Below are 24379 nucleotides of genomic sequence, written 5' to 3'. Positions count from 1 at the left end.
AAGAAAGAAAATAATTAGCAGAATTATGACCTAAATTAGGAAACATGTGATATACTATTCATACAAGGACCTCCCTTATGGCTGGTCCTAAGGAAAAGTAACAGACCAGCCTTTGTATATATCTTCAATATCACTATAGCAGAGTTTGTTACTTTTTTCTATCTCATAACTATTTTACTGTATCTTTACAATATCCATACTTGCAAACCTCTACTATATATGATAGAATAATGAACACAATAAATCTACAGACAATAAGTAACATTAGCTAAAGGTGGTGATTAAATGGCTAAAAAGGCTATAAACAAGATTATATATTTTGATAAAGAGACCATTCGTAATATTTTGCAAGAAAGAGATCATGGTGAACTGTCGAAAGTAACCGATATATCTTCTACTGCACAAGCTCAAGCCTCTTTCGCTACAGAGGCATCGGCAAAATTGAAGTTAGAGGTGCCTTTGGTTTCACGAATATCTTTTCTGTTTACAGGCAAAATTGATGCATCTTATGTTATCAAGAGGGACAGCACGACAACAATATCATCAACAGAAATTTCTGAGTTTGAAAAGCTAAAGCCACTTCTTGTGTCTATTCCTAATGTCCAACTTTCTGACATTGAAAATTCTTCAACATCGCTTAGAGTTGCTGGAGGATATCTTAAAATCGTCAAAGGCGGCATTGAGGGCTTAGATACAAAAGAATTCAAAACTGTAATGGATAGCTACGATGGATACGATACTTATAAGGTTGATGAAAAACATTATGTCCGCTTTAATAATTCGGCATTTGTAAGTAACTATAAGAGGAACGATCTGCTCACAACAACCATGACCCTATATTGTATACCTGTTGGCAGTTTTGACAAAATGCGTTTCGATTTTATCCAGGAGATAAGTAAAATGGAACGCCTAATATCAACTGCTGAACAGCCTCAAACTTTAGCTGATTTGTATCCACCAGAAATTGAAATTAAGAGTAAAACGGACACGGCAAATTCTCAGAAAGAAATTGAAAATGTAACACTTTACGACGTTTTATATGCCTGTGTTACTGCGGAGGCATCAAATGGAGGATAAGCGAAAATATCATATAATTATCGGTTCCAAAGCTTATTTTGATGCCTCTCTACCGGATTTTTCCGAAGAAGACGAGGTGGATACTTTTCTGGAGCTCGTAAAGCTTTCGGATGCAGCAAAACAGAGCCGTTACACCTTCGATCAATATGCAAATACGTTGATTGTCAAAAACAACAACTATCATGGAATTGTAGAGGCAGCACATGATCGTTTGGGTCCTCTGATTGAAGACCTAACAGCTGATGATGCAGAAATTTACATTCACAATCCACCACGTGTTCTTAAAGAATACTTGGAAGATCAACATAAGCGTTCACTTATCGAGTTGGATGTTAAATCAGAAGAATATGGAATAAAGCGTGATTCTGAAATGTTTGTCGAGAATATCACAAGCATATCATCGAATTTGTTTGGACAGGAAAATGCGATTGCGGAAATAAGCAAGAGTCTGTGGTATTTAACAACAGTCAAACGAGAGAAGCCATATGTAATAATGTTGTATGGTAACAGTAGCTTGGGTAAAACCGAATTGGTGAGGGAGATTTCCAAAAAATTCTTTGGCGACAAGTGCTTAGAAAAGCATTTGTCGATGTTCAAAAACAACAATTATTCAGAGTATTTTTTCGGAGATGCCCCCAATCGTAAAAGCCTTGGTTTTGATCTGCTTGAACGTGAATCATATTTGATATTCTTTGACGAGTTGGACAAATGTCCGGAACACTTTTTCTCAGCATTCTATACGCTGTTTGATAACACTCTTTTCAAAGATGCGACATATGATGTTGATGTGTCTGGCATTGTAATTATTCTAACATCCAATTATCAAACTAAGGATGAAATGAAAAAACAGCTCGGTCTTCCCATTTTTTATCGTATTGACAAGATGATTCATTTTGATGATTTTGGTTGCGATACGATATATGCGATTGTTAAGAGTGAAATCAAAGCCAGAGAAAGCGAGTACGAAGACAAGCTATCTCCAGAAATGGTTTATGCTGCTGTAAGCTCCTTGGTATCCGCTACTGGCGAAAATGCAAGAACTATAAAATATAAAGTTCAGCAAGTTATTGAAGAACTCTTATTCCAAGAAGTCGTACAAAAGATGGCAAAAAACTGAAGCAATTAAGATGCCGTGTAGACAAGATTAACTTGTGTTTTATGGCAACAGAATGGTAACAAAAAATCAGATAGCCTCTACTATCCGAATAATGAGAACAATATAAATAATTCGAGCTAATTCCCATAAGCATTTCTGTTTAAGATTAAATTACAGGGAGCGAGTTTGAATAGTATCAAATGATTTATGGGTATCCTTTAATGGATGCCTTTTTAGTTTCAGTGAAATCTACGAATTCTTTCAATACTTTAAAATATTATTATTTTTGAAAGTAGAAATTCGCATAATAGCGATGTAATGATGTTTATTAAAAATACTTACTATCTAATAGAGTTTCTAGTAAAATGAGCTTGTACCTATTTTAAATTCAGCACAATTAATAGATTTATTAAAGAAGTGACCAGTTAGAAATCCTATACAAAAGAAGATTCCTAGGTATTTTTGAGTATACGACATGATTACTTAACAATGTTAAGTATTAAGAATATGTTATAAAACTAGAAGGAAAGAGATCAAATGGGATAGATACATTTTTTGATTATAATTATTGTAGAGCATAAATCAATATCTTTATATGAATTTATACTTGAAATAATTATACTTTTGTGTAATATTAATGAAATAGCGATAGTTTATGTGCGTAATAAGAGTAACAAACAATGGAGGAAGGTATAAGCTATTTAAACAAAAAGTATATGATAAGTTACTTTAATGGGAAAGGGAGTACAAAGTAAATATGTATGCATAATGGAATTCGCATATTGAGTTGGAAGAACATGATTGCAGAATAATTTGCGTGCAATGAATATAGATCATATCAATATGTACACTTGAAATTTTTGATGATATAACTCAACTTAGGCAAGAACAAAAAGTAAAAGGATTTAAGGAACCTTAATTTTATATTAATCTACTTATGAATAAAAGAAGTTAAAAATGAATTCAAGAGAATTTTGGTTTATCAAACAAATAAAATGGAGAATATTTAGTTGATGAATTTCATTTATTTCTGCAGCTTCTGAGGAAAGCAATGAATGAACAGGAAGTAAAATAAAATAATCAAGAAGAGAACAAAGAAAATCCTCGCCTAATGATAAGCGGGGATTTTCTTTATCTAATAACATCACTTTTTCCATGTTCCATATAATACAGAATATCCTGTTTTGATAACACAGGGCTGTCACCATAAGTTGTATGTCCCAATACACCACTACAGGTCGCATATTCTTCTTGTGTAGAAGCATCTTCCATATGATATAGCGCATGAATCATACCAGCAGCAAACGCATCTCCACCACCAATACGATCATAAACATCAAAAGTGTGGACACGACTTTGATAAAAACCTTTCTCATTTAACAAATAACCCTGTAAACTACCTGTATCTGTATTACGATGAGTACAATATTTTAAAAATAAATGTATCGTATCAAACGTTTGTATTATTTAGATGGAAAACCATATATCTACTTTACACACTATCTACCAGGAAATATTAAATTAGATCATATTGAGGATGATAATGCCTTTTCTATCTATATGCAGCTTTATAAAAACAAACAATTTATCAGTAATTTCCATGATGAATTTTATATTGAAGAGCCAGAGGAATATATCTTAAAAGCATTAGAATTGGAAAAAGGGCCATTACTAGGAAGAAAACGTATGACATATAATGAAAATGGGGAAGTGATTGAGGTATCATTTGCGCAATATAATACAAAGATACATCATTATGTCATTGATTATCAGGCATAGATCAGATAAAAAGCACACAAATTTGTGTGCTTTTTGTTTAGTTTTTCTGTGATGGCATATCCCATCCAAAATGATCTGTATGAAGAAGTTTTTCAGCCTTTTCACTTAATGGATGTTCCAGATATTCCTGATATAGTTTCTGGATATCTGGGTTTTCATGAGAATGACGAATGGCTTCATGTTTATCTAATTGATATAATGCATTTGCACGTACAGCTGCCATTTCCTTTCCATCATGAATTGGCTGGCCACCACCGCCACTACATCCACCAGGGCATGCCATGACTTCCACAAAATCATAATGTACATCTCCTTTGCAAATTGCTTCAATCAGTTTTCTGGTATTCCCGAGACCACTAACAACAGCACAGGATAAACGCTGCCCATTTATGATAAAGCTTTGCGCCTTACAACCCTCCATGCCTCGTACACTTTCAAACATATCCGCATCAGGATTATTTCCTGTCACAAAATAATACGCACTACGAAGTGCTGCTTCCATAACACCTCCTGTAGCGCCAAATATAACACCGGCTCCACTTGCATGGGAAACAGGCTGATCTAATGGTTCATCACACAATGTTTCAATGGCTACATGTTCTGCGCGTAACATTCTGACAAATTCTCGTGTTGTAATCACAACATCTACATCTTTACCAGCACCTGCGTCATTGATATTAGGGATATCACATTCATGTTTTTTCGCAACACAAGGCATAATGCTCATGACAAAAATCTTATCAGGATCCACGCCCAGTTTTTCTGCAACATAAGTTTTGATAATGGCACCAAACATCTGATGCGGAGATTTTGACGTAGATAAATGGGATATCATATCCGGATACTGGCTCTTAAGGAAACGAACCCAACCAGGACAACAGGAAGTAAACATAGGCATTTCATTTGAATCAGCCCTCTTTAATCGCTCAATAAATTCACTGGCTTCTTCCATAATGGTTAAATCAGCACCAAAGTCTGTATCAAATACATAATCTACACCCATGCGACGTAATGCACACGCCATTTTTCCAACAGTTGCTTGATCACGTGATAAGCCAACACTTTCTCCCCAAGCAGCACGGACAGCTGGCGCAATCTGTGCAATACAGATTTTATCCGGATCATTTAAAGCATCAAATACAATTTCTGTATCATCTCTTGTATGGAGTCCATTTACTGGGCAGTGGGTAATACATTGTCCACATAAGGAACAATCAGCTTCTTCAATCTTACGATTTAACGATACATTGACAGTAGTACGTGAACCTGTGGAGCATACATCCCATACATTTAGATTTTGTACCTTATCACATATCTGTATACAACGCATACATTTGATACATTTATTGCTTTCTCTTTGTAATGGGAAGGCTTTATTCCAAGGCGTATAGGTAACATCTTTTTCGTAATTTAAAGATGTAATACCAAGATCATTAGCAATGGTTTGTAAAGAACAATTGCCACTTCTGGAACAATACGCACATTCACAATCATGTTGGGATAATAATAATTCCACATTCATACGTCTTGTTTCACGGACTTTAGGAGAATTTGTATATAACACCATTCCTTCCTGCACCTGTGTATTACAAGAGGTTACTAATTTATCTTTGCCTTCTACTTCTACCATGCAGATACGGCAAGCGCCAATTTCATTAATATCTTTCAGATAACATAAATGGGGAATATTGATATGATTCTGTTTGGCAGCCTCTAAAATCGTGATGCCTTCACTTACTTCAATCTGGTGATGATCTATTGTTAATGTTACCATTTCGTTGTCCTACCTCCTTTGAATACGCCAAAACCGTAATGATCACAACGTAGACATCTACTACATTCCTGCATAGCTTCTTCTTTGCTCATACTAAATTCTATAGGTTCAAAATCTTTTGAACGATCAATGGTATCGCGCTCTTTCAATTGTATACGGCCACATTTTGGGCGATCAGCATAATTTGCCGCAGGTATTTCTATATTTGTTGTAATTTCGTGGCGGAAGCCTAAATATTCATCAATATTAGCCGCTGCTACTTTCCCTGCTGCGATAGCACGAATGACAGTTGCAGGACCAGTTACACAATCACCACCCGCAAAGATACCAGACATGTTTTCCACACCGGAATGATCTAATGCATCAATAGTACCATGTTTGATAGGAATACCTTCATCTTTAAAGTGAGCAGATTCTATACCTTGACCAATTGCTACAACGACAATATCACATGGAATGCGTTTTTCTTCTACATCAGCATTGTTAGGAGAAGGTCTGCCTTTACGATCCTGCATCCCTATGATTTGAGGCTGTACCCATAAAGCAGCCACGTTTTGATTTTCATCTAGTTCAATTCGTTTTGGAGCTTGTAATTCAAATAATTCACAACCCTCCGCAAGTGCGCCTTCTACTTCATCTGGCAAAGCAGTCATATCTTCTTTTCTTCTTCGATATGCAATCCCAACCATAGAAGCACCCAAACGTTTTGCACTACGGGCAACATCCATTGCGACATTTCCTCCACCAATTACACAAACGCGTTTTCCATGGAAATCAGGTAAGATATCATCACCAATATTACGTAGCATTGTTACAGCACTGATTACATGATTACCTTCTTCTCCAGGAATTCCTACTTTTTTATCCGTTTGTGCACCAATAGATAAATATAATGCATCATATTGCGCATCTAATTCACACATGGTTATATCTTTTCCAATATCAACTTGCATGTGTACTTCTACACCCGTATTTAAGATTACCTGAATTTCCTGGTCTAATTTTTCTCTTGGTAAACGATAATTTGGAATACCATAACGAAGCATACCACCCAGTTTCTTACGCTTTTCATATATCACAGCTTGATGGCCCATCTGTTGAAGATAATATGCGGCCGATAGACCACCTGGACCACCACCAACGATGGCGATTTTCTTACCAGTAGATGGAGCGTTTTCTTTAGCAGGAACTGCACCTGCCTGTTCAACTGCATAACGTTTTAATCCCCGGATATTGATAGAATCATCCAGCATATTTCTACGACATCTTGCTTCACATGGATGCTCACAAATATATGCACATACGGTAGGGAAAGGATTATCTTTACGGATCAAACGTACAGCATCTTCATTTCTTCCTTCTTTAATTAATGCAATATAACCTGGGATATCCACACCAGCAGGGCATAAGGCAACACATGGTACGGGTTGATTTAATGATTGTGTACAACGACCATGTAGAATATGCTCCTCATAATCATCACGAAATCCACGAATACCTTTTAATACCATTTCCGCAGCTTCAATACCAATAGCACAATCCGCAGAATTACGAATATTGACAGCAGTCTTTTCTATTAAATCTAAAGTTTTTAAAGTGGCATTGCCATCTAAAACACTGTCAATCATCTTTTGTAACTGACCTAATCCTACACGGCAGGGAACACATTTTCCACATGTCTGTGCATGGCATAAACGTAAGAATGCACTCGCCATATCAACAGGGCATAATCCTGGGGGACTGGCGATGATTCTTCTTTCAAGATCTTTATATAAATCTTCAATGACACGCTGGGATTTGGTTTCACTCATAATTGTTAAACGACTCATGATTGTTATCCTCCATCTTTTTAACTACTTTCAGTATAAAGCATTTTACTTTGATTGCCAATATATTTTTTAAACGCTTACAAAGAGTTGGCGCAAATGAAACTTTAATAATAAAAAATTATGTGAGAAAAAAAGCTTCAAGTTTATTTAAGAAATTAGAATTAGCATGAGAAATGCTTCATGTTTTCCAGTGCTTTCCCAAAAGAAAAGACTATAGAAATATCAATATTCTATAGTCCGTGTCTGTTAGTTTGCGCTAAATGCTAGTTCATCATCTAAAGCATCTAACATATTTAAAGAGTTGAATTTTTCAATCAGCTTTTCAACAGTCAGTGTTTTCTTTTCTTCCTTACCAATATCCATAATAATCTGTCCTTTATGAAACATCAATAATCGATCGCCATATGTTATCGCATGTTTTAAGTTATGTGTAATCATGATGGTCGTCATTTTCTTTTCTTCGATCAAACGTTTTGTAAGGGAAATAATCAAATCACTGGTTTTTGGATCAAGTGCTGCAGTGTGTTCATCTAACAATAATAAATCAGGACGAACGATGGTTGCCATCAAAAGTGATAACGCCTGACGCTGTCCACCGCTTAATGCACCAACCAATACATCCATTTTTGATTCTAATCCCAGCTCCATTTTTGTTAATTCTTCTTTGAATAATGGAATCAGTTCCTTATCTACACCACTGGTTAAACCAAAGTGCTTACCTTTGTTGTAAGCCATCGCAAGATTTTGAGTGATGGTCAGAGAAGGGGCAGTTCCTTTTTGGGGATCCTGAAACACACGGCCAATAAACTGAGAACGTTTATGTTCTGGAATCTTGGAAACATCTTTATCACGGAAGAAAACTTTTCCACTGTCTTGTAAGATATTTCCACTAACGACATTGAAGAAAGTAGATTTTCCACTGCCGTTGGAACCAATGATAGTCACAAATTCTCCTTCTTGGATTTCAACGTTTAAATCTGTATACAAAACAACCTCATTGGCACTTCCTCTGTTGAAGGTCTTTGTTACATGTTCTAATTTCAACATATTCTTCACCTAACCTTTCATAGAGCGATGGAAGAATTTTCCTAAGATTCCATTGCCTAAAACCAACACGACAATGAAGATGAGTGACATGACAAGCTTCATGTAATTTGGTGGAAGTCCCAAATTTAATGCAAGTGCAATCGTTAAACGATAAGTGATTGCGCCAAGAATCACACTGGTTGTAAAACCAAAGAATTTGATTCGTTTAAATACAGTCAATCCAATGATTACAGAAGCAAGACCCATAACAATCATACCAGCACCTAACTGTACATCAAAGTATCGAAGCAGCTGAGAAACAACAGCACCTGATACACCAGCATATCCATTACTGATTGCAAGTCCATTCATTTTGATGTGACCTAGATCTTGTCCAAGAGAACTGATCAATTGTGGATTATCTCCGGCAATACGCATTAAGAAACCATATTTGGTATCTAAAAACCAGTCGATCAATAACTTCATTAAAATAACAATTACAAGCAAGATAAAGATTGGCCAGAGTTTCTTGATCCATATCGCAAGCTCTCCACTAAAGTTTTGTGATATTTTATCACCATAAGTGAAAATTGTGTCGTAAGTGAATAATACAATTCGGCTTTGATCCTGTGCAACAGCAAGATTAATAGAATAAAGTCCTGTCATTACCAAAATACCACTTAACAGGGAAGATATTTTACATTTTACATGTAAGAAGCCCGTTGCATAACCAGCCAGCATACCAGCAAAGAAAGCAACGATCAAAGATAAAAACGGATTGATGTTATGTGTGATACACATAGCGCCGGCAGCAGCACCAAGAGGGAAACTGCCTTCTACAGTCAAATCAGCGTAATCTAGAACCTGATACGTCAATAAGACACCGATAGCCAGAATACTGTACGCAAGTCCCTGCGATACAACATCAATTGTGAAATTCAATATATTCATATGCCATCACCAGCTTATTCGCCATAGAATGTAGCGCGTTTTTCTAATTCTGCAGGAATTTTAATACCTAGTTCATCTGCGACTTTACGATTGATTATCAAAGAAGTTTCAGAAGCTGTTTCTATATCGAAATCACCAGCTTTTTTGCCATTAAACAGGATATCTTCAGCGATTGCACCTGCTTGTTCACCAAGCTTTTCATAACTGATAGAATCACTTGCCAGTAAACCTGCTTCCATTTGTCCATCTTCAGCGGCAAATACAGGAATTTTATAAGCGTTTGCTTTATCTGTGATAGATGCTGTTGCATTTACGATCATGTTATCTGTGATATTGTAGAAACAATCAACTTTTCCAGCCAGCTGTTCAGCGGCAGTCGCAACATCTGTGGAAACACTGACACCCTGGGTTTCAATTGCAAAGTTATATTTACCTGCCAGTTTCTTTACCTGTTCAACCTGAAGTTTACCATTTGGTTCTCCGGTATTATAAATCATACCAATGGTTTTTGCTTCTGGAAGCATTGTACGAATAAGTTCTAATTGTTTTTCCAAAGGTGCTGCATCAGATACACCGGTAACATTGCCACCTGGTTTTTTATTACTCTTTACGATTTTTGCATCCACTGCATCCGTTACTGCATTAAAGACAACAGGGATTTCTGTATCTAATGTCGCATTTGCGGCACTTAAGCCAGCGTTTGTTCCAATCGCATATATCATATCAACTTTTTCATTTGCGAACTGACTGGCAATCGTATCTGCTGTACCATTGTCGTTTTGTGCGTTTTTTTCTACGAATTTTACTTTGGTTTCATCATATCCTTTTTCTTTCAGATAATTCTGAAGTCCTTTACTTGCACTTTCCAGTGCAGGATGATTTGCGTAAATCAGAATACCTACTGTTTTTACATCATTTTTTGTTTCTGGTTCTTTACTACCACATCCACTCATAGAAACCATCATCAAACAGGCCAAAAGCCCTCCTAATAATTTTTTCATAATCTCTCCTCTTTTCATTATAGTATGTATTGATGATATCGTCTTTTTGGAAATAAATCAATATTTTTCATTGATTATTTCATAAATTTTGCATATAATTTTCATTGTATGAATAAAAATGTGTAAGAGTTTACATAATGAATACAAAAAGCATTTAGGAAATGGAGGAAATAATGATGGCAATTGCATTAGTAAAAGAGTATTTAAAAGCATATGGAAAAGATCAGGATGTTATTGAACTTGAAGAAAGCAGTGCAACAGTAGAGCTTGCCGCAAAAGCACTAGGGATTGAAGGTGCGCGAATAGCGAAAACTTTGTCCTTTATGGGAAGTGATGGTGCTTTGGTTGTCGTATGTGCAGGAGATTGTAAAATAGATAATCATAAATACAAGGAAACTTTTGGTGTGAAGGCAAAAATGTTAAAAGCGGAAGAAGTAGAAACATATACCAATCATAGCATTGGCGGTGTTTGTCCCTTTGCATTACCAAAAGATACCAAGATTTATTTGGATGAATCCATGAAACGTTTTGATTATGTATACCCAGCATGTGGCAGTTCTAATTCTGCGATTAAATTAAGTCTGGAAGAACTGGCATCCATGGTCCCATATATGAAATGGGTGGATGTTTGTAAAGGCTGGAAATAAAAAAAGCTGATTGATTCAGCTTTTTCTATGCTTATTTATCTTTATTCTCTAAGCGTTCTAATGCTTTTATTGCATCTTCATATCCATGGTCTGCAGCTTTATGATAATACTCCAGCGCTTTTTCCATATCTTTTACAATGCCCCAGCCATTTTCATAACAATAGCCTAAACTGTATTGTGCGATATCAATATCCATATCAGCTGCCTCTTTATAATATTTTACAGCCATACGGAAATCTTTTTTTACACCACGCCCATGTTCATAACAATCTCCAATATTACATATAGCGATGCCATTTCCAAGCTGTGCAGAGCGGGTATAGTACGTAAATGCTTTGTTGTAGTCAATTTCATCTTCAGGCACTTCATTTTCATAGATATAGCCAAGATTGCATAAGGCATCACTATCGTCTTTTTCTGCGATGATCTCATATAATGCAATTGCTTTTTTAATATCTTTTGCTACACCACGTCCATGGTGATAACAATATGCAATACCAAACTGACCTAGTGGATATCCCTGATTGGCACACTGTTCATATAATTCAAAGGAACGTTTTTCATCCTTTTCAGCACCAATGCCACGCGCAAGATTCCATGCTAGATTATATTGTGCTCTGGCAAATCCCTGTACAGCACTTTTTTCAAACCACTCATTTGCCTGTTTATGATCTATTTCTACTCCAATACCATTATCGTAACAATAACCTAAGTTACATTGTGCACAATCATCTCCCTGATCTGCGGCCGCTTTATAAAGTTCTATTGCCTTCACAAGGTCTTTTTCTACGCCAATGCCTTTTTCATAAAATAAACCTAGATTACATTGTGCCCGTGGATAATTTTTATCTACTGCTTTTTGATAATAGGCGCAGGCAAGGGGAATGTTTTCTTCTACACCAATACCGTTTTCATAGAAATAAGCGATATTGGATAAGCCTCTGGGATACCCCTGATCGGCAGCTTTTAAGTACCAGTATGCTGCTTTTTCTTTATCCATTTCTGTGGCAATGCCACGTTCATAAAAATAACCCAAATTACATTGTCCGCATGGATCATTCTTTTCAGCGGATAGCTGATATAAGGAAAAGGCTTTTTGTATATCCTATTCTACACCCATGCCATTTTCATAATAGTATCCAAGTGTACATGCAGCAGCGCCATGTCCCTGGTCCGTGGCTTTTTCAAAATATTGGGCAGCCTGTGTTTCATCTTTTTCAACACCAATCCCATATTCATATAAATAACCAATTTCATATTGGGCATTCATCAGTCCCTGATCAGCAGCCAGCTTATAATATTTTGCGCAGGAATACGCATTGCGCTGTACACCAATTGCTTTTTCAAAACAATATCCTGCATAATATTGTGCCATCATATGACCAGCATCAGCAGCTTTGATAAACCATTGTGATGCATTGTAATTATTTTTTTGGAAACCATACATTCCATGGTAATAACATAACCCTAGTTGATACATGATTTCCACATTTCCTTGCTTAGCATCTTTAATCATTTGATTAACATCAGCGCCTGAACGTTTATATGTTTTTAAAAAATTATCTCTCATAACAAGCTCCATAAACATCCCCCTCTCACTGTATCCTTATATAGCCTTATGATAACACGTTTCAGGAAATTTTCAAGCAGCGTTACTGCTTTGTATTAGATTTTGTAAAGATTATTTATCTTTTTTATCTAAGCGCTTTAAAGCATCTATCGCATCTTCATATCCATGGTCTGCGGCTTTGCGATAATAAGCGATTGCCTTATTGATATCTTGTGCAACACCCCAGCCATTTTCATAACAATAACCTAAGCTGTATTGGGCAGAATCTACATCTTGATCAGCTGACATTTTGTAATATTCCACAGCTTTTTTATAATTTTGGGTTACACCATTGCCTTTTTCATAGCAGTCACCAATATTGCATAATGCGACAGCATCACCAAGTTTTGCGGCTTTCTCGTAATATGTAAATGCTAAATCATGATCAATGGCATCTGCTTCTAAATCATTACCATAAATATATCCTAGATTACATAACGCTTCTGCGTCATCTTGATCAGCCAATTCTTTATACAGAACGATTGCTTTTTGTAAATCTTTTTCTACCCCATGGCCATAATGATAGGCGTAAGCAATACAAAATTTCGCAGATGCATGTCCCTGCTTAGCTGCTTTTTCGTATAATGCAAATGCTTTTTTATAATCCTGTTTGGCACCGATTCCTCTTTCCAGATTCCATGCAAGATTATATTGTGATATAGCAAATCCCTGATTTGCACTTTTTTCATACCATTCATTCGCTTTGACAGGATCAAGAGCCACACTAATACCATTGTCATAATAATAGCCAACATTGCATTGTGCAACTTCATCGCCTTGTTCTGCGGCTTTTATGTATAACGCAAAAGCTTTATCAACGTTTTTTTCAACGCCATGCCCATTTGCATATAAAATCCCCAGGCAGCGCTGTGCACGAGGATAATTTTGTTTTGCAGCTTTCTTGTAATAGAACATCGCTAGCGAATAGTTTTGTGGAACACCTTTTCCATTTTCATATAAATGGGCAAGATTGCATTGTGCTCTTGCATACCCTTGTTTGGCAGCACGCTGGTATAGCTTTCTAGCTTTATCGAAATCTATTTCCACATGTATTCCATATTCATAAAAGTATCCTAAATTACATAAACCACCTGGATCATTACGATCTGATGCAAGCTGATAATACTCTACAGCTTTTGTTAAGTTTATAGGTACGCCAAGGCCTTTTTCATAGAAATATCCCAGACTACAGGCTGCTAGAGGATGTCCCTGATCACTGGCTAGTTGAAACATTTCCGCAGCTTTTTTTTCATCTTTTTCAATTCCAATACCATATTCATATAGATATCCCATTTCATATTGGGCATTCATAAAACCTTGTTGTGCCGCTAATCCATAATATTTTGCACGTTGTACAGCATCGCGAGGAACACCAATTGATTTTTCAAAACAGTACCCTGTATAGTATTGTGCTATCATATGACCAAGATTTGCGGCTTTGATAAACCAATCGAACGCTGTTTTATTGTTTTTTGGTACCCCATAATTGCCATAATAGTAACATAAGCCAAGCTGATACATCGCATTTTCATCACCGAGCACAGCCTTTTGTTTTATGCTATCCAAAAAAGAACTTTCTCTTCTATAGGTTCTTAAAAATTGATCTTTGATTGATTCTTCCATAAATATCCCCATTTCTTTTTGTCTTTCTATTATTATACATCATTCATCAATCAAGATGTGCACTCATTTTCTTCTCTTTCTAAATCTGTATGATCATAATCTTTTGAAAGCTTAACTTTTATGGTAGATATATTTTTTACTTTGCCTATTTTATCATATATATTTTCCTTATGTTGAAACATGGAAAGCATCGCATCAAATACATAGAATAGATAAATGGCAAGATATAGTGCAAATCCAGCATACCATACATATAACAAAGGGGAATCAACCTTCATAAAAATAAGGATAAATGCCAAAACAATATAAGGAAAAGGAAGAATCAATAAGTATGTTGGAAGAAAATGAAGCAGGTACTGATACCATTTTGCGTTCTGATTCTGAAAGTTTACCAATCGTATTTTTACCATCATTTTTCCCAGAGTCCTGCCTTTACTCAGACAAGGTACAATGAAATACAGCAGCAGTATTATGATAAGATAACCATAGAAATGAAAGCGTAGAGGAAGCAGGAAACTAATTATAATATAAAGAATTAAAGTTACGATAATATCGATTGCGAACGCAAACATTCTGCGCATCGCACTTACCCGCATTCCTTTATGATAACTTCTTTCATCCAGTTTTTCTCTGCTTGGTAGAAAATGAGCTACGATTGGTGTCAAGCCATATCCAATCACACCGCCAAGTGTATTCGTTATCAAATCATCTACATCAAATAATCGATAAGGACGAGGATAGATAAAGAATAATCCACTTAACTGCAGACATTCAAAAGATAAGGATAATAAAAAGCTGCACAGCATCGTTTTCTTAAAGGAATATTCAAAATAATAATGTAGATAGATTCCAAATGGTATAGTCATAAAAATATTAAACAAGACCTGTAATACGCTAAATTCATTTAATGCTCTCAGATATGTAGTAGGATCATCCCACACAAAAGAGGTGGTTAAGGAGATATCTTTTAAAGAAGCAAAAGGAATCAGCTGCATTTTTGGTGTTGTATAATGGGCAACTTCTTCAATTGGAGGCAATGGTAATGATACCAAAAAGTAACAGCATAATAAGTAAAAAATAAAAGAGAATACAATTAATATACGAAGTGGCAGGGTGGCGCCATAATGACGATATTGGTGTAATATATAAGGAATCGTCAGGATAACTGCTAAGATTGGAAATACAAATAATGCAGTTTGTATCGGTATCAGATAAAGTGACATATGATCATTTCCTTTCATTTATGGGTTTATTATATCATGGAATCTAATGTGCATTCATAATCTTACAAAAATGTTTGATAAATGATAGAAATTATAAATTTTCAAAGGAAATAACAGAAATAAAATGAGAAATCATCAAAAAATTCAATTTTTAAATACAATTTGATGATTTTTTTTACAAATTTTCTATTTTATGTTAAAATGCTTATGTTACATCAGATAAGACACGCATTTCGCTACGTGCCTTTTTTATGTCTTTTTCTGGTATAGCGGCGTTTAAAACCGTAAAACTATAGAAGGAGTGATGATTATGCATGAAGTATTATCATGGTTAAATGAATTTTTATACAGTAATATTTTATTAATATTATTGGCAGCAGCAGGGATATATTTTTCAATACGTACAAGGTTTGTACAGATACGTTTATTGAAAGAAGGTATTGTCTTATTAAAGGAAAAAGCCCACAATGAAGATGGCGTTTCTTCTTTTCAGGCATTGATGATATCTACAGCGAGTCGTGTTGGCACAGGGAATATTGCTGGTGTTGCGACTGCACTTGCGGCAGGTGGCGCTGGCGCTATTTTTTGGATGTGGGTAATGGCATTTGTTGGTGCTGCCAGTGCTTTTGTGGAATCCACACTTGCACAGATTTATAAAGAACGAGATGGAGAAGCGTTTCGTGGAGGGCCTGCTTACTATATTGAAAAAGCGTTAGGCAGTCGTTTTTTGGGAATCATCTTTGCGTTGTTATTGATTGCATGTTTTATCTTTGGTTTCAATGGCCTTCAATCTTATAATGTCAGCAGTGCACTGGCTTATTATTTTGATGATCAGCATTTAGCAGGTCTGCTTGTTGGTTGTATATTGACCATTGCCTCTGCGGCAGTTATCTTTGGTGGTGTTCATCGTATTGGTATCATTAGTTCTACAATTGTGCCTATTATGGCTGGTTTGTATATTATTTTAGGTATCTATATTACATTATCCAATGTTTCACAACTGCCTTCGATTTTTCAAATGATTTTTCAAAATGCATTTGATGTACAGGCAATCTTTGGTGGCTTTGCGGGATCTTGTGTCATGCATGGAATCAAACGTGGCTTATTCAGTAATGAGGCTGGTATGGGTTCTGCGCCTAATGCCGGAGCAACTGCGGATGTATCCCATCCAGTAAAACAAGGACTTGTACAGGTGATTTCAGTATTTATTGATACCATACTGGTTTGTACGACAACAGCATTTATTCTTTTAAATTATGGCATTGAAGATGGCTTGACTGGTATGCCTTATGTACAAATGGCAGTAAGTAAAGCATTTGGTGAATGGGGAATTCATTTTATTACCATTTCGATTTTCTTATTTGCGTTCAGTTCTTTAATAGGTAATTATTGTTATGCAGAAGGAAACTTAAAATTTATCAAAAATAATAAAACCTTATTATTTGTATTCCGTATCGTAACCTTGCTAGTGATCTTCTTTGGCGCACAGGCAGATTTTTCACTTGTATGGGATCTTGCGGATGTACTCATGGGATTTATGGCACTTATGAATATCATTGTGATATTATTGCTTGGAAAATATACTTTTATCGCTTTAAAAGATTACCAGAAACAGAAAAAAGAAGGGAAGGATCCAATATTTCATCCTGAACAACTGGGTATTCCAAATTGTGAATGCTGGGAAGAATTTGACGAAGATTTAAAATAAGGGACGGAAAACTATGCGATTTGCATAGTTTTTTAATTTCTTTTCAAAAAAACAAACTATTTCTATGAGATAATCGTTGTAATAAGTGTGATGGTGAGGAATAGATATGAATGAAAGATTTTTAGTATTAAAAGCAAAAAACGGAAATCAGGAAGCTTTGGAAGAATTGATAAAACTGAATTATCAATCCATTTATAAATATTTTGTAAGGACATGTGGAAATAGCGCTACCGCACTTGATCTTACACAAGATACCTTTATAAAGCTTGTACAGGCACTTCCAAATTATCAACCTTATAAAGATTTTTGTGCATACCTTTATACCATTGCATACCATGTAGGCATAGATTATTTAAAGAAGAAAAAAGAAATACTGTTAGAAAATGAATATCCTTTTGAGATGCAGGCTGCACCAACACATGAAAAAGATGAAAATTATTATCGTATGAGAAAAGTGCTTTATAAGATTCCAGAAAAACAACGGGAATGTTTGATATTGTATTACTATCAGGGCTTAAATTATCGCCAGATATCCACAATATTATCCATCCCAATATCAACCGCTAAGACCCGTGTACGCATTGGTTTACAAAGATGTCGTGATCTTTGGGAGGAAACGAAATGAAAGATATATTATCTTATTATGAAGTTGAAGATGCAGAAGAAAAACATGTGCAAGATTTAATACAACATTTACCTAAAGTAAAAAGAAAAACAAATGTATTTGCCCAAGTATATCTTCAATGGAAAATCACACCGTTTTATTTCTATATCATTTTTCTATTACTATTATGTGTTTGTATCACTCTGTTGCAGGGATATGATGTTAAAAAGCAAATTTTTAATATATATTTTACCATGTTTTTATATATGACATCTAATGTTTTATTGATGATTCCAGAAATGATGCGTAGCCAGATATATCAATGTACAGAAATCGAAAAAACATGTAAATATAATATGATACAGATTTTATGTTATCGTCTGATCTTGTTTACAACAATGCTTTTAGTTTCTGTATGCATGATTACATTTTATACTTCAAGGATATATCCATTATCATTTATCCGATTATTTGCTTTAATGATCTGTAACCTACAATTAACATTATTATTAACGGTTTGCTTATATTTGATGTGGAAAATAAATGATGTAAAAATAATGATATTAATTTATACAGGATGTTCATTACTCATTTCTTGTTTGATATTGCCAAAACTCATTATTTCATCAATATATGGAATTACTTTTTGCTTAATCATCAGTTTTATTTGTGTATGTATTTTGATAAAAAGACTATGGAAGGGGATTAAAAATTATGAAATTAACAGCGGAGCATCTTACAAAAATATTCATTCATAAAACAGCAGTGAATGATTTTTCTTATACCTTTACCAATGGCATCTATGGATTGCTGGGGCCAAATGGAAGTGGAAAATCAACGCTCATGCGTATGTTATGTGATATCTTAAAACCTAATCAGGGACATATTTATTTAGATGGTACCCTGATTCAAACAATGAATGAAGATTATCGTGATATCTTAGGCTATTTGCCACAGGATTTTGGATATTATCCACAATTTAATGCATATGATTTCTTAATGTATTTCGCAACTTTAAAAGGTTTTTCTAAAAAGGAAGCCAAAGACAGAGTAGAAATGGTATTAGAAATGGTAAATCTGACATCAGAAAAAAAGCATAAAATCAAAACGTTTTCTGGTGGGATGAAGCAAAGATTGGGAATCGCACAGGCGTTATTAAATGATCCTAAAATATTAATTGTAGATGAGCCAACAGCAGGACTGGATCCTAAAGAAAGAGCGAATTTCAAAAGCATTTTAGCACGCTGTGCAAATGATAAAATCGTTATCTTATCCACACATATTGTTTCTGATATTGAAACATTAGCTCAGCATATTTTAATCATGAAAGATGGTAAATTACACCAACATGGCACAAGAGAAAATTTATTATTGCCACTTCAAAATCATGTATATACATTCTTATGTGAGGAACAAGAAGTTGAAAAAATGTCCCAGGAAATGATCATAACAGCAATGATGCCAGTACAAAATAAAATGTAAATTAGAGCGATCATATCACAGCCAGCAAAAGAAGATATGAGAAGGGAAGAACCATCGTTAGAAGATTTATATTTATCGATATTCAAAGAGGCTGTATGATAAAATATGAAATAAAGAAACTTTGGAAAACACCAATTGTATGGTTTGTATTATTGGCAACACTATTGTTTCATATAGGTACGATCATCATAGATGCTCATGTTGTAAATACAAGTGAAACAGCTTCATATTATAAAAAATATCAAGGGCAGATAAATGATGCATGGATACATAAAATACGATTAGAATATCACGATTATATTATGCAGCCTAATCATCGATATACACAAAAGGAATTATTAGAACAGGGTGTAACAGAAAATAAAATAGAACAGTTACCTGATGATGACTTTACGTATATAAGAAATGAAGTTCTGCAAAATCCTGAATTTCAGGTATTATGTGAAGCATATAATGCTTCATACTTTAAAAAATCGTTAGATAATGATATCGCATTTTTCAAAAATATGTATCATATGAATGATTCAAATTTTGATGTATCTATAATTGATAAAGATTATGCAAAATTAAGTGAAAACTACCAAAAATTTGAATTTACCTCAATCAATAGTTATGCTTTCCTTCAAAAAGGAATCACCATCATGATCAGGACATTTACTATTTTTTTAAGTGTGTTATTATCTACGATTTTCACAAGAGAGCAAAACGATGGTGTTTTAGAATTGCAACTTGTATGTAAAAAGATGGAAAAAGTGAAGTATGCAAAATGGATTGCGGCATTTCTTAGTACGATTATATCATGGGTTATCTTCATCGTATTACAAATACTTTTCATTGCGATTACTTTAGGCTTTCATGGTGAAAATGGATATGTGATTGATTTTACATTTAACCATTGTCCTTATATGATCAACGCTTTACAATATACCCTCATACAAAGCTTCATTTCTTTATTGGGAAGTTTAGTGACTGCATCATGCATGATCGCAATTTCTTATCTAACTAAGAAAAATAGTACAGCAGTTATACTGTGCCTAATATTATTTGTAATGGTTCCATTATTGAATAATGCTGGAATGTTCAAAGAATTACTATATTATTATCCAGCGAATTTTATCGGTGGTAATTACTTGTTGTCTGTTGTGCATTATACAAAGATTGCCGGTATATATTTCCATGGAAGATGGCTTGCGATAATATCTGGTCTATTATATTTAACTTGTGCGAGCCTGTGCTTAATATTAAAGAAACAACAAGACTATGTGATTGATTGGAAAAGTTTGAAAGAATAAAAGGTGAAGATAATGAAAAATTTAATTACAACGGAATTGAAAAAATATATTTTATTGAAACGTGTTCTTATTGCATTTTTGTTTGTTATATCTATTTTTATAATTCAAATTTTTACGGTAAGTGCTACAACTGCCTCGCCTTATACACTAAGTATTGCTGAAAGAGGGAGTTTCCACAATATACAAGAAGAAATCAAACGAATCAAAACTATAACATTTTCTCAAACTGTCATTGATGAAAACTTTAAAGATGAATATGTTAAAGAATATAAAAGGTTTGTGGATAAAAATATCTTAGATAAAGAAAGTCTGATGGAAAATGCAAAAAATTTTAATATGGGATACGAAGAATTATATAAGGAGCGATATGATATTCAAGAAAGTGGGCTTATATTTAGTGAGAATATAAAATATAGTCAACAGATGAGCTTGTTTTTTGATAAATATGCGGCAATCTATAATAAAGAACATATGCTGGAACAGTGCATAAAAGCTACAAAACATATGGATGAAAACTATCTTACACAAAAACAAATAGAGGATTTAACATCCATCATCCAAAAGCATATGTCGAAGCCGTATATACAAGGATATCATTTAGGTTTTGATTATTTAATAGGCAATTTACAGTTTCTTCCTTTCACATTAGGTCTACTTCTCATCATATGTTTTTATGGAATGTTTGGTAGGGAAAAAGCTAGAAAAACAGACACCTTGATTCTAACAAGCAAGTTTGGTAAAAATGAATATATCAAGTCAAAAATGATAACGATATGGATTGTCGCAAGCATTGCATGGTTGACTTTTCAAATTGTAAATATCATAGGATGCTGGTTCATGTTTGGATTAGATGGTGCTCTTGTCAGTGTTTATAGTGATTCTTTTATATCACCTTATGGATTAAATTATATTCAGTATTATGGTATTCTTTTGATTGTAAGCTATTTTGGAACCTTACTATTTTCTTTACTTGTTTGCATAAGCTCACAACTATTGAAGTCAATTCCAACATTGTGTCTTGGTATTATATTTGTGATTACAACTGGCTGGCTAATTAATAGTTGTGGCAATGTTGGTTTATCATTATTCAATAAATTGATGTTGTTATTGCCAACCCAGATGATGTCCGCAAATACATTTTTATCTGAATACATTTCTATTCAGATAAGCAATTGGAATCTTCGTTTACCAATATTATATTCCATTGTATTAATCATAGGAATTCCACTGAGTGGATATATTTTATATAGGATTACAAAAAATCGACAGATCAAAAATTAATCAGCTATGAAATAATACTTCATAAATATTTTTTATGGATAACAATATATTTCATTTACTACAAGAAAGCATTCTACAAAATAAGTCTTAGAATATATAAAAAGGTGTTAACTAAAGCGAAGGTTGACACCTTTTGTTTTACTATTCATCATCCTTATTTTTTTGTAATTCGATAAGACTTATGAATTGAATAACAATTTATAAAGTGCTATACTAAGAAATGCGGGAAAACGCAATATATAAGAAAGAAGGTTGTCAATTATGACGAAAATTGATATTATCTCAGGATTTTTAGGTGCAGGTAAAACAACACTGATTAAAAAGTTGATCAAGGATGTTTTACACGAAGAAAAAATCGTTTTGATTGAAAATGAATTTGGTGAAATTGGAATCGATGGAGGATTTCTAAAAGATGCTGGTATTGAAATTCGTGAAATGAACAGTGGCTGTATCTGTTGCTCATTAGTTGGTGATTTTGCGGAAGCATTAAGCAAAGTATTAGAAGAATATCATCCAGATCGTATCGTAATTGAACCAAGCGGTGTTGGTAAATTAAGTGATGTTATCAAAGCAGTACAGGGAATTGATAACCATGAAATACAATTAAACAGCTTCACAACCGTCGCAGATGCACAAAAGTGTAAAATGTATATGAAAAACTTTGGAGAATTCTTCAATAATCAGGTTGAATATGCAGGTACGATTATTTTAAGCCGTACACAGAATCTAAGCGAAGATAAGTTAGAAGCAGTTGTACATGAACTGCGTCATCATAATGAAAATGCAACGATTATCACAACGCCATGGGATGAATTAGATGGTAAAGAAATCTTAGCCGCAATGGAAAAGAAAAATACATTGGAAAAAGAATTGATGGAAGAAAGTGAAATCTGCCCTGTATGTGGACACCATCATGATGAAGAACATCACCATGACCATGATCATGAAGAATGCTGCGAACATGAGCATCACCACGAGCATGAAGAACACCATCATCATGACCATGATGGAGAATGCTGTTGTGGACACGAGCATCACGACCATGACCACCATCACCACCACGCAGATGAAGTATTTACTAGCTGGGGTATGGAAACACCTAAGAAATATACAAAAGAAGAACTGGATGCCATCTTAAAAGAACTAAGTGAATCTGAGAAATATGGAATTATCCTTCGTGCCAAAGGTATGTTGCCAGACGCACAAGGAAATTGGATGTATTTTGATTTAGTACCTGAAGAATATGAAATACGTGTTGGTACACCAACATACACTGGAAGATTCTGTGTGATTGGCAGTAAGTTAAACGAAGAAGCTTTAAAAGAGCTGTTTCATATCGCATAAGGTGATATTATGACAATACCTGTTTATGTATTTACCGGGTTTCTGGAAAGTGGGAAAACCTCTTTAATCAAAGATACGCTGATGGATCCTGGTTTTAATGATGGCGAAAAAACATTATTATTGGTATGTGAAGAAGGCATGGAAGAATACGATGATGAATTCTTGAAAAAAGCCAATGCTTCAATTGTTACTATAGAAAAAGAAACAGATTTAAGCTATGCATTTATGAAACAATGCGATAGTTTGATAGAACCAGATCGTGTCATGATTGAATTCAATGGTACATGGAATTTTACCAAGTTCTTAGATGAAGAAATGCCATTTGACTGGCTGCTTGTTCAGATTTTATCTACAGTGGATGCTTCCACATTTGAGGTATATCTAAACAATATGCGTTCCTTAATTTATGAACAATTAGTACATAGTGAAACAATCATCTTTAATCGCTGTGATGAAAATACCAAAAAGCTTTATTTAAGAAACAATATCAAGGCAATCAATAAATCTGCCCAGATCATTTATGAATCAAAAGATGGAACGATTAATGATTTAAAAGATGATGAATTGCCATTTGATGTAAATGCAGATCATCTTGTTATTCAGGATGATGATTATGGTTTATGGTATATGGATGCTTTGGAACATCCAACAAAATATGAAGGCAAAATGATTACCATCAAAGGTAAAGTCATCAGTACGCATGTTGATGATATTCCTGAAGCCTTTGTATTTGGAAGATTTGCGATGGTTTGTTGCGCTGATGATACATCTTTGATTGGGCTTTTGTGTCATTACAAAAATTCAGTGGACCTTTTACCAAAAGAATGGGTAGAGGTACATGCGAAGATTGCGGTAGAGTATGATGAAGAATATCAAGGTGATGTTCCAATTCTGTATTGTGATCATGTGACATCTGTGGAACCACTGGAAGATGAATTGGTATATTTTACATAAAATTTGTTATTTCAAAAAAAATTATAATTTCTATTGAAACAGGATCAGCCAAAATTGATTCTGTTTTTTTATGAAAATT

23 protein-coding genes are annotated in these 24379 nt (G+C 34.5%); 12 read left to right on the top strand and 11 right to left on the bottom strand.

All coding sequences use genetic code 11. The features are described 5' to 3' along the window. Nucleotides 1-285: 285 nt before the first annotated feature. Together DW761_RS10735 and DW761_RS10730 are read left to right on the top strand one after the other, a co-directional pair. A complete protein-coding gene (locus DW761_RS10735) occupies nucleotides 286-1077 on the top strand; it encodes a DUF6414 family protein (protein ID WP_117453766.1) in 792 nt (263 codons plus the stop codon). Continuing rightward, complete coding sequence (locus tag DW761_RS10730) at nucleotides 1067-2194, top strand: AAA family ATPase (protein ID WP_117518129.1); 1128 nt, start codon at nucleotides 1067-1069, stop codon at nucleotides 2192-2194. The genes DW761_RS10735 and DW761_RS10730 overlap by 11 nt, the downstream gene beginning before the upstream one ends. A 914-nt stretch (nucleotides 2195-3108) precedes the next feature. Here the strand turns inward: DW761_RS10730 and DW761_RS21430 are convergent. Both DW761_RS21430 and DW761_RS10725 read right to left on the bottom strand, forming a co-directional pair. After that, nucleotides 3109-3330 (bottom strand): hypothetical protein, encoded by a 222-nt coding sequence (locus tag DW761_RS21430; protein ID WP_178695056.1) that lies wholly within the window; start codon nucleotides 3328-3330, stop codon nucleotides 3109-3111. Further along, complete coding sequence (locus DW761_RS10725; protein ID WP_117453768.1) at nucleotides 3305-3556, bottom strand: hypothetical protein; 252 nt, start codon at nucleotides 3554-3556, stop codon at nucleotides 3305-3307. Before DW761_RS10725 ends, DW761_RS21430 begins: the two co-directional genes overlap by 26 nt. A 57-nt stretch (nucleotides 3557-3613) precedes the next feature. Here DW761_RS10725 and DW761_RS10720 point away from each other — a divergent pair, with 57 nt between their 5' ends. Continuing rightward, a complete protein-coding gene (locus tag DW761_RS10720) occupies nucleotides 3614-3952 on the top strand; it encodes a UTRA domain-containing protein (RefSeq protein ID WP_117453769.1) in 339 nt (112 codons plus the stop codon). 37 nt (nucleotides 3953-3989) lie between these two features. Here DW761_RS10720 and DW761_RS10715 read toward each other — a convergent pair whose 3' ends face one another. From DW761_RS10715 to DW761_RS10695, 5 genes are all read right to left on the bottom strand, one after another. Beyond that, nucleotides 3990-5726: a [FeFe] hydrogenase, group A gene (locus DW761_RS10715; protein ID WP_117518127.1), complete on the bottom strand. Its 1737-nt coding sequence runs from the start codon at nucleotides 5724-5726 to the stop codon at nucleotides 3990-3992. Next, nucleotides 5720-7555: an NAD(P)-binding protein gene (locus tag DW761_RS10710; protein WP_117518125.1), complete on the bottom strand. Its 1836-nt coding sequence runs from the start codon at nucleotides 7553-7555 to the stop codon at nucleotides 5720-5722. Before DW761_RS10710 ends, DW761_RS10715 begins: the two co-directional genes overlap by 7 nt. 246 nt (nucleotides 7556-7801) lie before the next feature. Continuing rightward, a complete protein-coding gene (locus DW761_RS10705; protein WP_117453772.1) occupies nucleotides 7802-8602 on the bottom strand; it encodes an ABC transporter ATP-binding protein in 801 nt (266 codons plus the stop codon). Between the two features lie 9 nt (nucleotides 8603-8611). Further along, the gene (locus DW761_RS10700; RefSeq protein ID WP_233509477.1) at nucleotides 8612-9532 is read right to left on the bottom strand and encodes an ABC transporter permease; all 921 of its coding nucleotides are present in this window, start codon (nucleotides 9530-9532) and stop codon (nucleotides 8612-8614) included. 14 nt (nucleotides 9533-9546) lie between these two features. Beyond that, nucleotides 9547-10533, bottom strand: coding sequence for an ABC transporter substrate-binding protein (locus tag DW761_RS10695; protein ID WP_233513083.1), 987 nt, complete (start codon nucleotides 10531-10533; stop codon nucleotides 9547-9549). 176 nt (nucleotides 10534-10709) lie between these two features. Between DW761_RS10695 and DW761_RS10690 the strand changes: the two genes are divergently transcribed. Continuing rightward, the gene (locus DW761_RS10690) at nucleotides 10710-11180 is read left to right on the top strand and encodes a YbaK/EbsC family protein (RefSeq protein WP_117518135.1); all 471 of its coding nucleotides are present in this window, start codon (nucleotides 10710-10712) and stop codon (nucleotides 11178-11180) included. A gap of 31 nt (nucleotides 11181-11211) precedes the next feature. Here the strand turns inward: DW761_RS10690 and DW761_RS10685 are convergent, their stop codons facing one another. From DW761_RS10685 to DW761_RS10670, 4 genes are all read right to left on the bottom strand, one after another. After that, nucleotides 11212-12216, bottom strand: coding sequence for a tetratricopeptide repeat protein (locus DW761_RS10685; RefSeq protein ID WP_117518123.1), 1005 nt, complete (start codon nucleotides 12214-12216; stop codon nucleotides 11212-11214). 69 nt (nucleotides 12217-12285) lie between these two features. Continuing rightward, a complete protein-coding gene (locus DW761_RS10680; RefSeq protein ID WP_158553792.1) occupies nucleotides 12286-12762 on the bottom strand; it encodes a tetratricopeptide repeat protein in 477 nt (158 codons plus the stop codon). A gap of 99 nt (nucleotides 12763-12861) precedes the next feature. After that, complete coding sequence (locus tag DW761_RS10675; RefSeq protein WP_158553791.1) at nucleotides 12862-14412, bottom strand: tetratricopeptide repeat protein; 1551 nt, start codon at nucleotides 14410-14412, stop codon at nucleotides 12862-12864. Nucleotides 14413-14462: 50 nt separating this feature from the next. Further along, nucleotides 14463-15653, bottom strand: coding sequence for a VanZ family protein (locus tag DW761_RS10670; protein WP_233513082.1), 1191 nt, complete (start codon nucleotides 15651-15653; stop codon nucleotides 14463-14465). 292 nt (nucleotides 15654-15945) lie between these two features. Here DW761_RS10670 and DW761_RS10665 point away from each other — a divergent pair, with 292 nt between their 5' ends. The 8 genes from DW761_RS10665 (at nucleotide 15946) to DW761_RS10630 (ending at nucleotide 24300) form a co-directional block, all read left to right on the top strand. Beyond that, entirely contained in the window at nucleotides 15946-17343 is a 1398-nt protein-coding gene (locus DW761_RS10665) for an alanine/glycine:cation symporter family protein (RefSeq protein ID WP_117518115.1), read from the top strand. Between the two features lie 106 nt (nucleotides 17344-17449). Continuing rightward, nucleotides 17450-17968: an RNA polymerase sigma factor gene (locus DW761_RS10660; RefSeq protein ID WP_117518113.1), complete on the top strand. Its 519-nt coding sequence runs from the start codon at nucleotides 17450-17452 to the stop codon at nucleotides 17966-17968. Continuing rightward, nucleotides 17965-18705: a hypothetical protein gene (locus DW761_RS10655; protein WP_117518111.1), complete on the top strand. Its 741-nt coding sequence runs from the start codon at nucleotides 17965-17967 to the stop codon at nucleotides 18703-18705. Before DW761_RS10660 ends, DW761_RS10655 begins: the two co-directional genes overlap by 4 nt. Then, on the top strand, nucleotides 18662-19429 hold the full coding sequence (locus tag DW761_RS10650) for an ABC transporter ATP-binding protein (RefSeq protein ID WP_117518109.1): 768 nt from the start codon (nucleotides 18662-18664) through the stop codon (nucleotides 19427-19429). Before DW761_RS10655 ends, DW761_RS10650 begins: the two co-directional genes overlap by 44 nt. Nucleotides 19430-19524: 95 nt before the next feature. Further along, the gene (locus DW761_RS10645) at nucleotides 19525-20721 is read left to right on the top strand and encodes an ABC transporter permease subunit (RefSeq protein WP_117518107.1); all 1197 of its coding nucleotides are present in this window, start codon (nucleotides 19525-19527) and stop codon (nucleotides 20719-20721) included. Nucleotides 20722-20733: 12 nt separating this feature from the next. Next, on the top strand, nucleotides 20734-22002 hold the full coding sequence (locus DW761_RS10640; protein WP_117518105.1) for a hypothetical protein: 1269 nt from the start codon (nucleotides 20734-20736) through the stop codon (nucleotides 22000-22002). Between the two features lie 261 nt (nucleotides 22003-22263). Beyond that, nucleotides 22264-23346, top strand: coding sequence for a CobW family GTP-binding protein (locus tag DW761_RS10635; RefSeq protein ID WP_117518103.1), 1083 nt, complete (start codon nucleotides 22264-22266; stop codon nucleotides 23344-23346). Between the two features lie 9 nt (nucleotides 23347-23355). Further along, a complete protein-coding gene (locus DW761_RS10630) occupies nucleotides 23356-24300 on the top strand; it encodes a GTP-binding protein (protein ID WP_117518101.1) in 945 nt (314 codons plus the stop codon). Nucleotides 24301-24379 lie beyond the last annotated feature (79 nt).

The sequence above is a fragment of the Absiella sp. AM29-15 genome (assembly GCF_003434225.1).
Taxonomy (GTDB): Bacteria; Bacillota_I; Bacilli_A; order Erysipelotrichales; family Erysipelotrichaceae; genus Hoskinsella; species Hoskinsella hominis.
The sequence above is the reverse complement of the archived record's forward strand: the minus strand, read 5'-3'. Positions and strand labels throughout refer to the sequence as shown.

Bases quoted from the DNA above. Each gene is read 5' to 3' on its own strand.
- DW761_RS10735 (WP_117453766.1), top strand. From the start codon at position 286: ATGGCTAAAAAGGCTATAAACAAGATTATATATTTTGATAAAGAGACC.
- DW761_RS10730 (WP_117518129.1), top strand. From the start codon at position 1,067: ATGGAGGATAAGCGAAAATATCATATAATTATCGGTTCCAAAGCTTAT.
- DW761_RS21430 (WP_178695056.1), bottom strand. From the start codon at position 3,330: ATGGAAAAAGTGATGTTATTAGATAAAGAAAATCCCCGCTTATCATTA.
- DW761_RS10720 (WP_117453769.1), top strand. From the start codon at position 3,614: ATGTATCGTATCAAACGTTTGTATTATTTAGATGGAAAACCATATATC.
- DW761_RS10715 (WP_117518127.1), bottom strand. From the start codon at position 5,726: ATGGTAACATTAACAATAGATCATCACCAGATTGAAGTAAGTGAAGGC.
- DW761_RS10710 (WP_117518125.1), bottom strand. From the start codon at position 7,555: ATGAGTCGTTTAACAATTATGAGTGAAACCAAATCCCAGCGTGTCATT.
- DW761_RS10705 (WP_117453772.1), bottom strand. From the start codon at position 8,602: ATGTTGAAATTAGAACATGTAACAAAGACCTTCAACAGAGGAAGTGCC.
- DW761_RS10700 (WP_233509477.1), bottom strand. From the start codon at position 9,532: ATGAATATATTGAATTTCACAATTGATGTTGTATCGCAGGGACTTGCG.
- DW761_RS10695 (WP_233513083.1), bottom strand. From the start codon at position 10,533: ATGAAAAAATTATTAGGAGGGCTTTTGGCCTGTTTGATGATGGTTTCT.
- DW761_RS10690 (WP_117518135.1), top strand. From the start codon at position 10,710: ATGGCAATTGCATTAGTAAAAGAGTATTTAAAAGCATATGGAAAAGAT.
- DW761_RS10680 (WP_158553792.1), bottom strand. From the start codon at position 12,762: ATGGAGCTTGTTATGAGAGATAATTTTTTAAAAACATATAAACGTTCA.
- DW761_RS10675 (WP_158553791.1), bottom strand. From the start codon at position 14,412: ATGGAAGAATCAATCAAAGATCAATTTTTAAGAACCTATAGAAGAGAA.
- DW761_RS10670 (WP_233513082.1), bottom strand. From the start codon at position 15,653: ATGAAAGGAAATGATCATATGTCACTTTATCTGATACCGATACAAACT.
- DW761_RS10665 (WP_117518115.1), top strand. From the start codon at position 15,946: ATGCATGAAGTATTATCATGGTTAAATGAATTTTTATACAGTAATATT.
- DW761_RS10660 (WP_117518113.1), top strand. From the start codon at position 17,450: ATGAATGAAAGATTTTTAGTATTAAAAGCAAAAAACGGAAATCAGGAA.
- DW761_RS10655 (WP_117518111.1), top strand. From the start codon at position 17,965: ATGAAAGATATATTATCTTATTATGAAGTTGAAGATGCAGAAGAAAAA.
- DW761_RS10650 (WP_117518109.1), top strand. From the start codon at position 18,662: ATGAAATTAACAGCGGAGCATCTTACAAAAATATTCATTCATAAAACA.
- DW761_RS10645 (WP_117518107.1), top strand. From the start codon at position 19,525: ATGATAAAATATGAAATAAAGAAACTTTGGAAAACACCAATTGTATGG.
- DW761_RS10640 (WP_117518105.1), top strand. From the start codon at position 20,734: ATGAAAAATTTAATTACAACGGAATTGAAAAAATATATTTTATTGAAA.
- DW761_RS10635 (WP_117518103.1), top strand. From the start codon at position 22,264: ATGACGAAAATTGATATTATCTCAGGATTTTTAGGTGCAGGTAAAACA.
- DW761_RS10630 (WP_117518101.1), top strand. From the start codon at position 23,356: ATGACAATACCTGTTTATGTATTTACCGGGTTTCTGGAAAGTGGGAAA.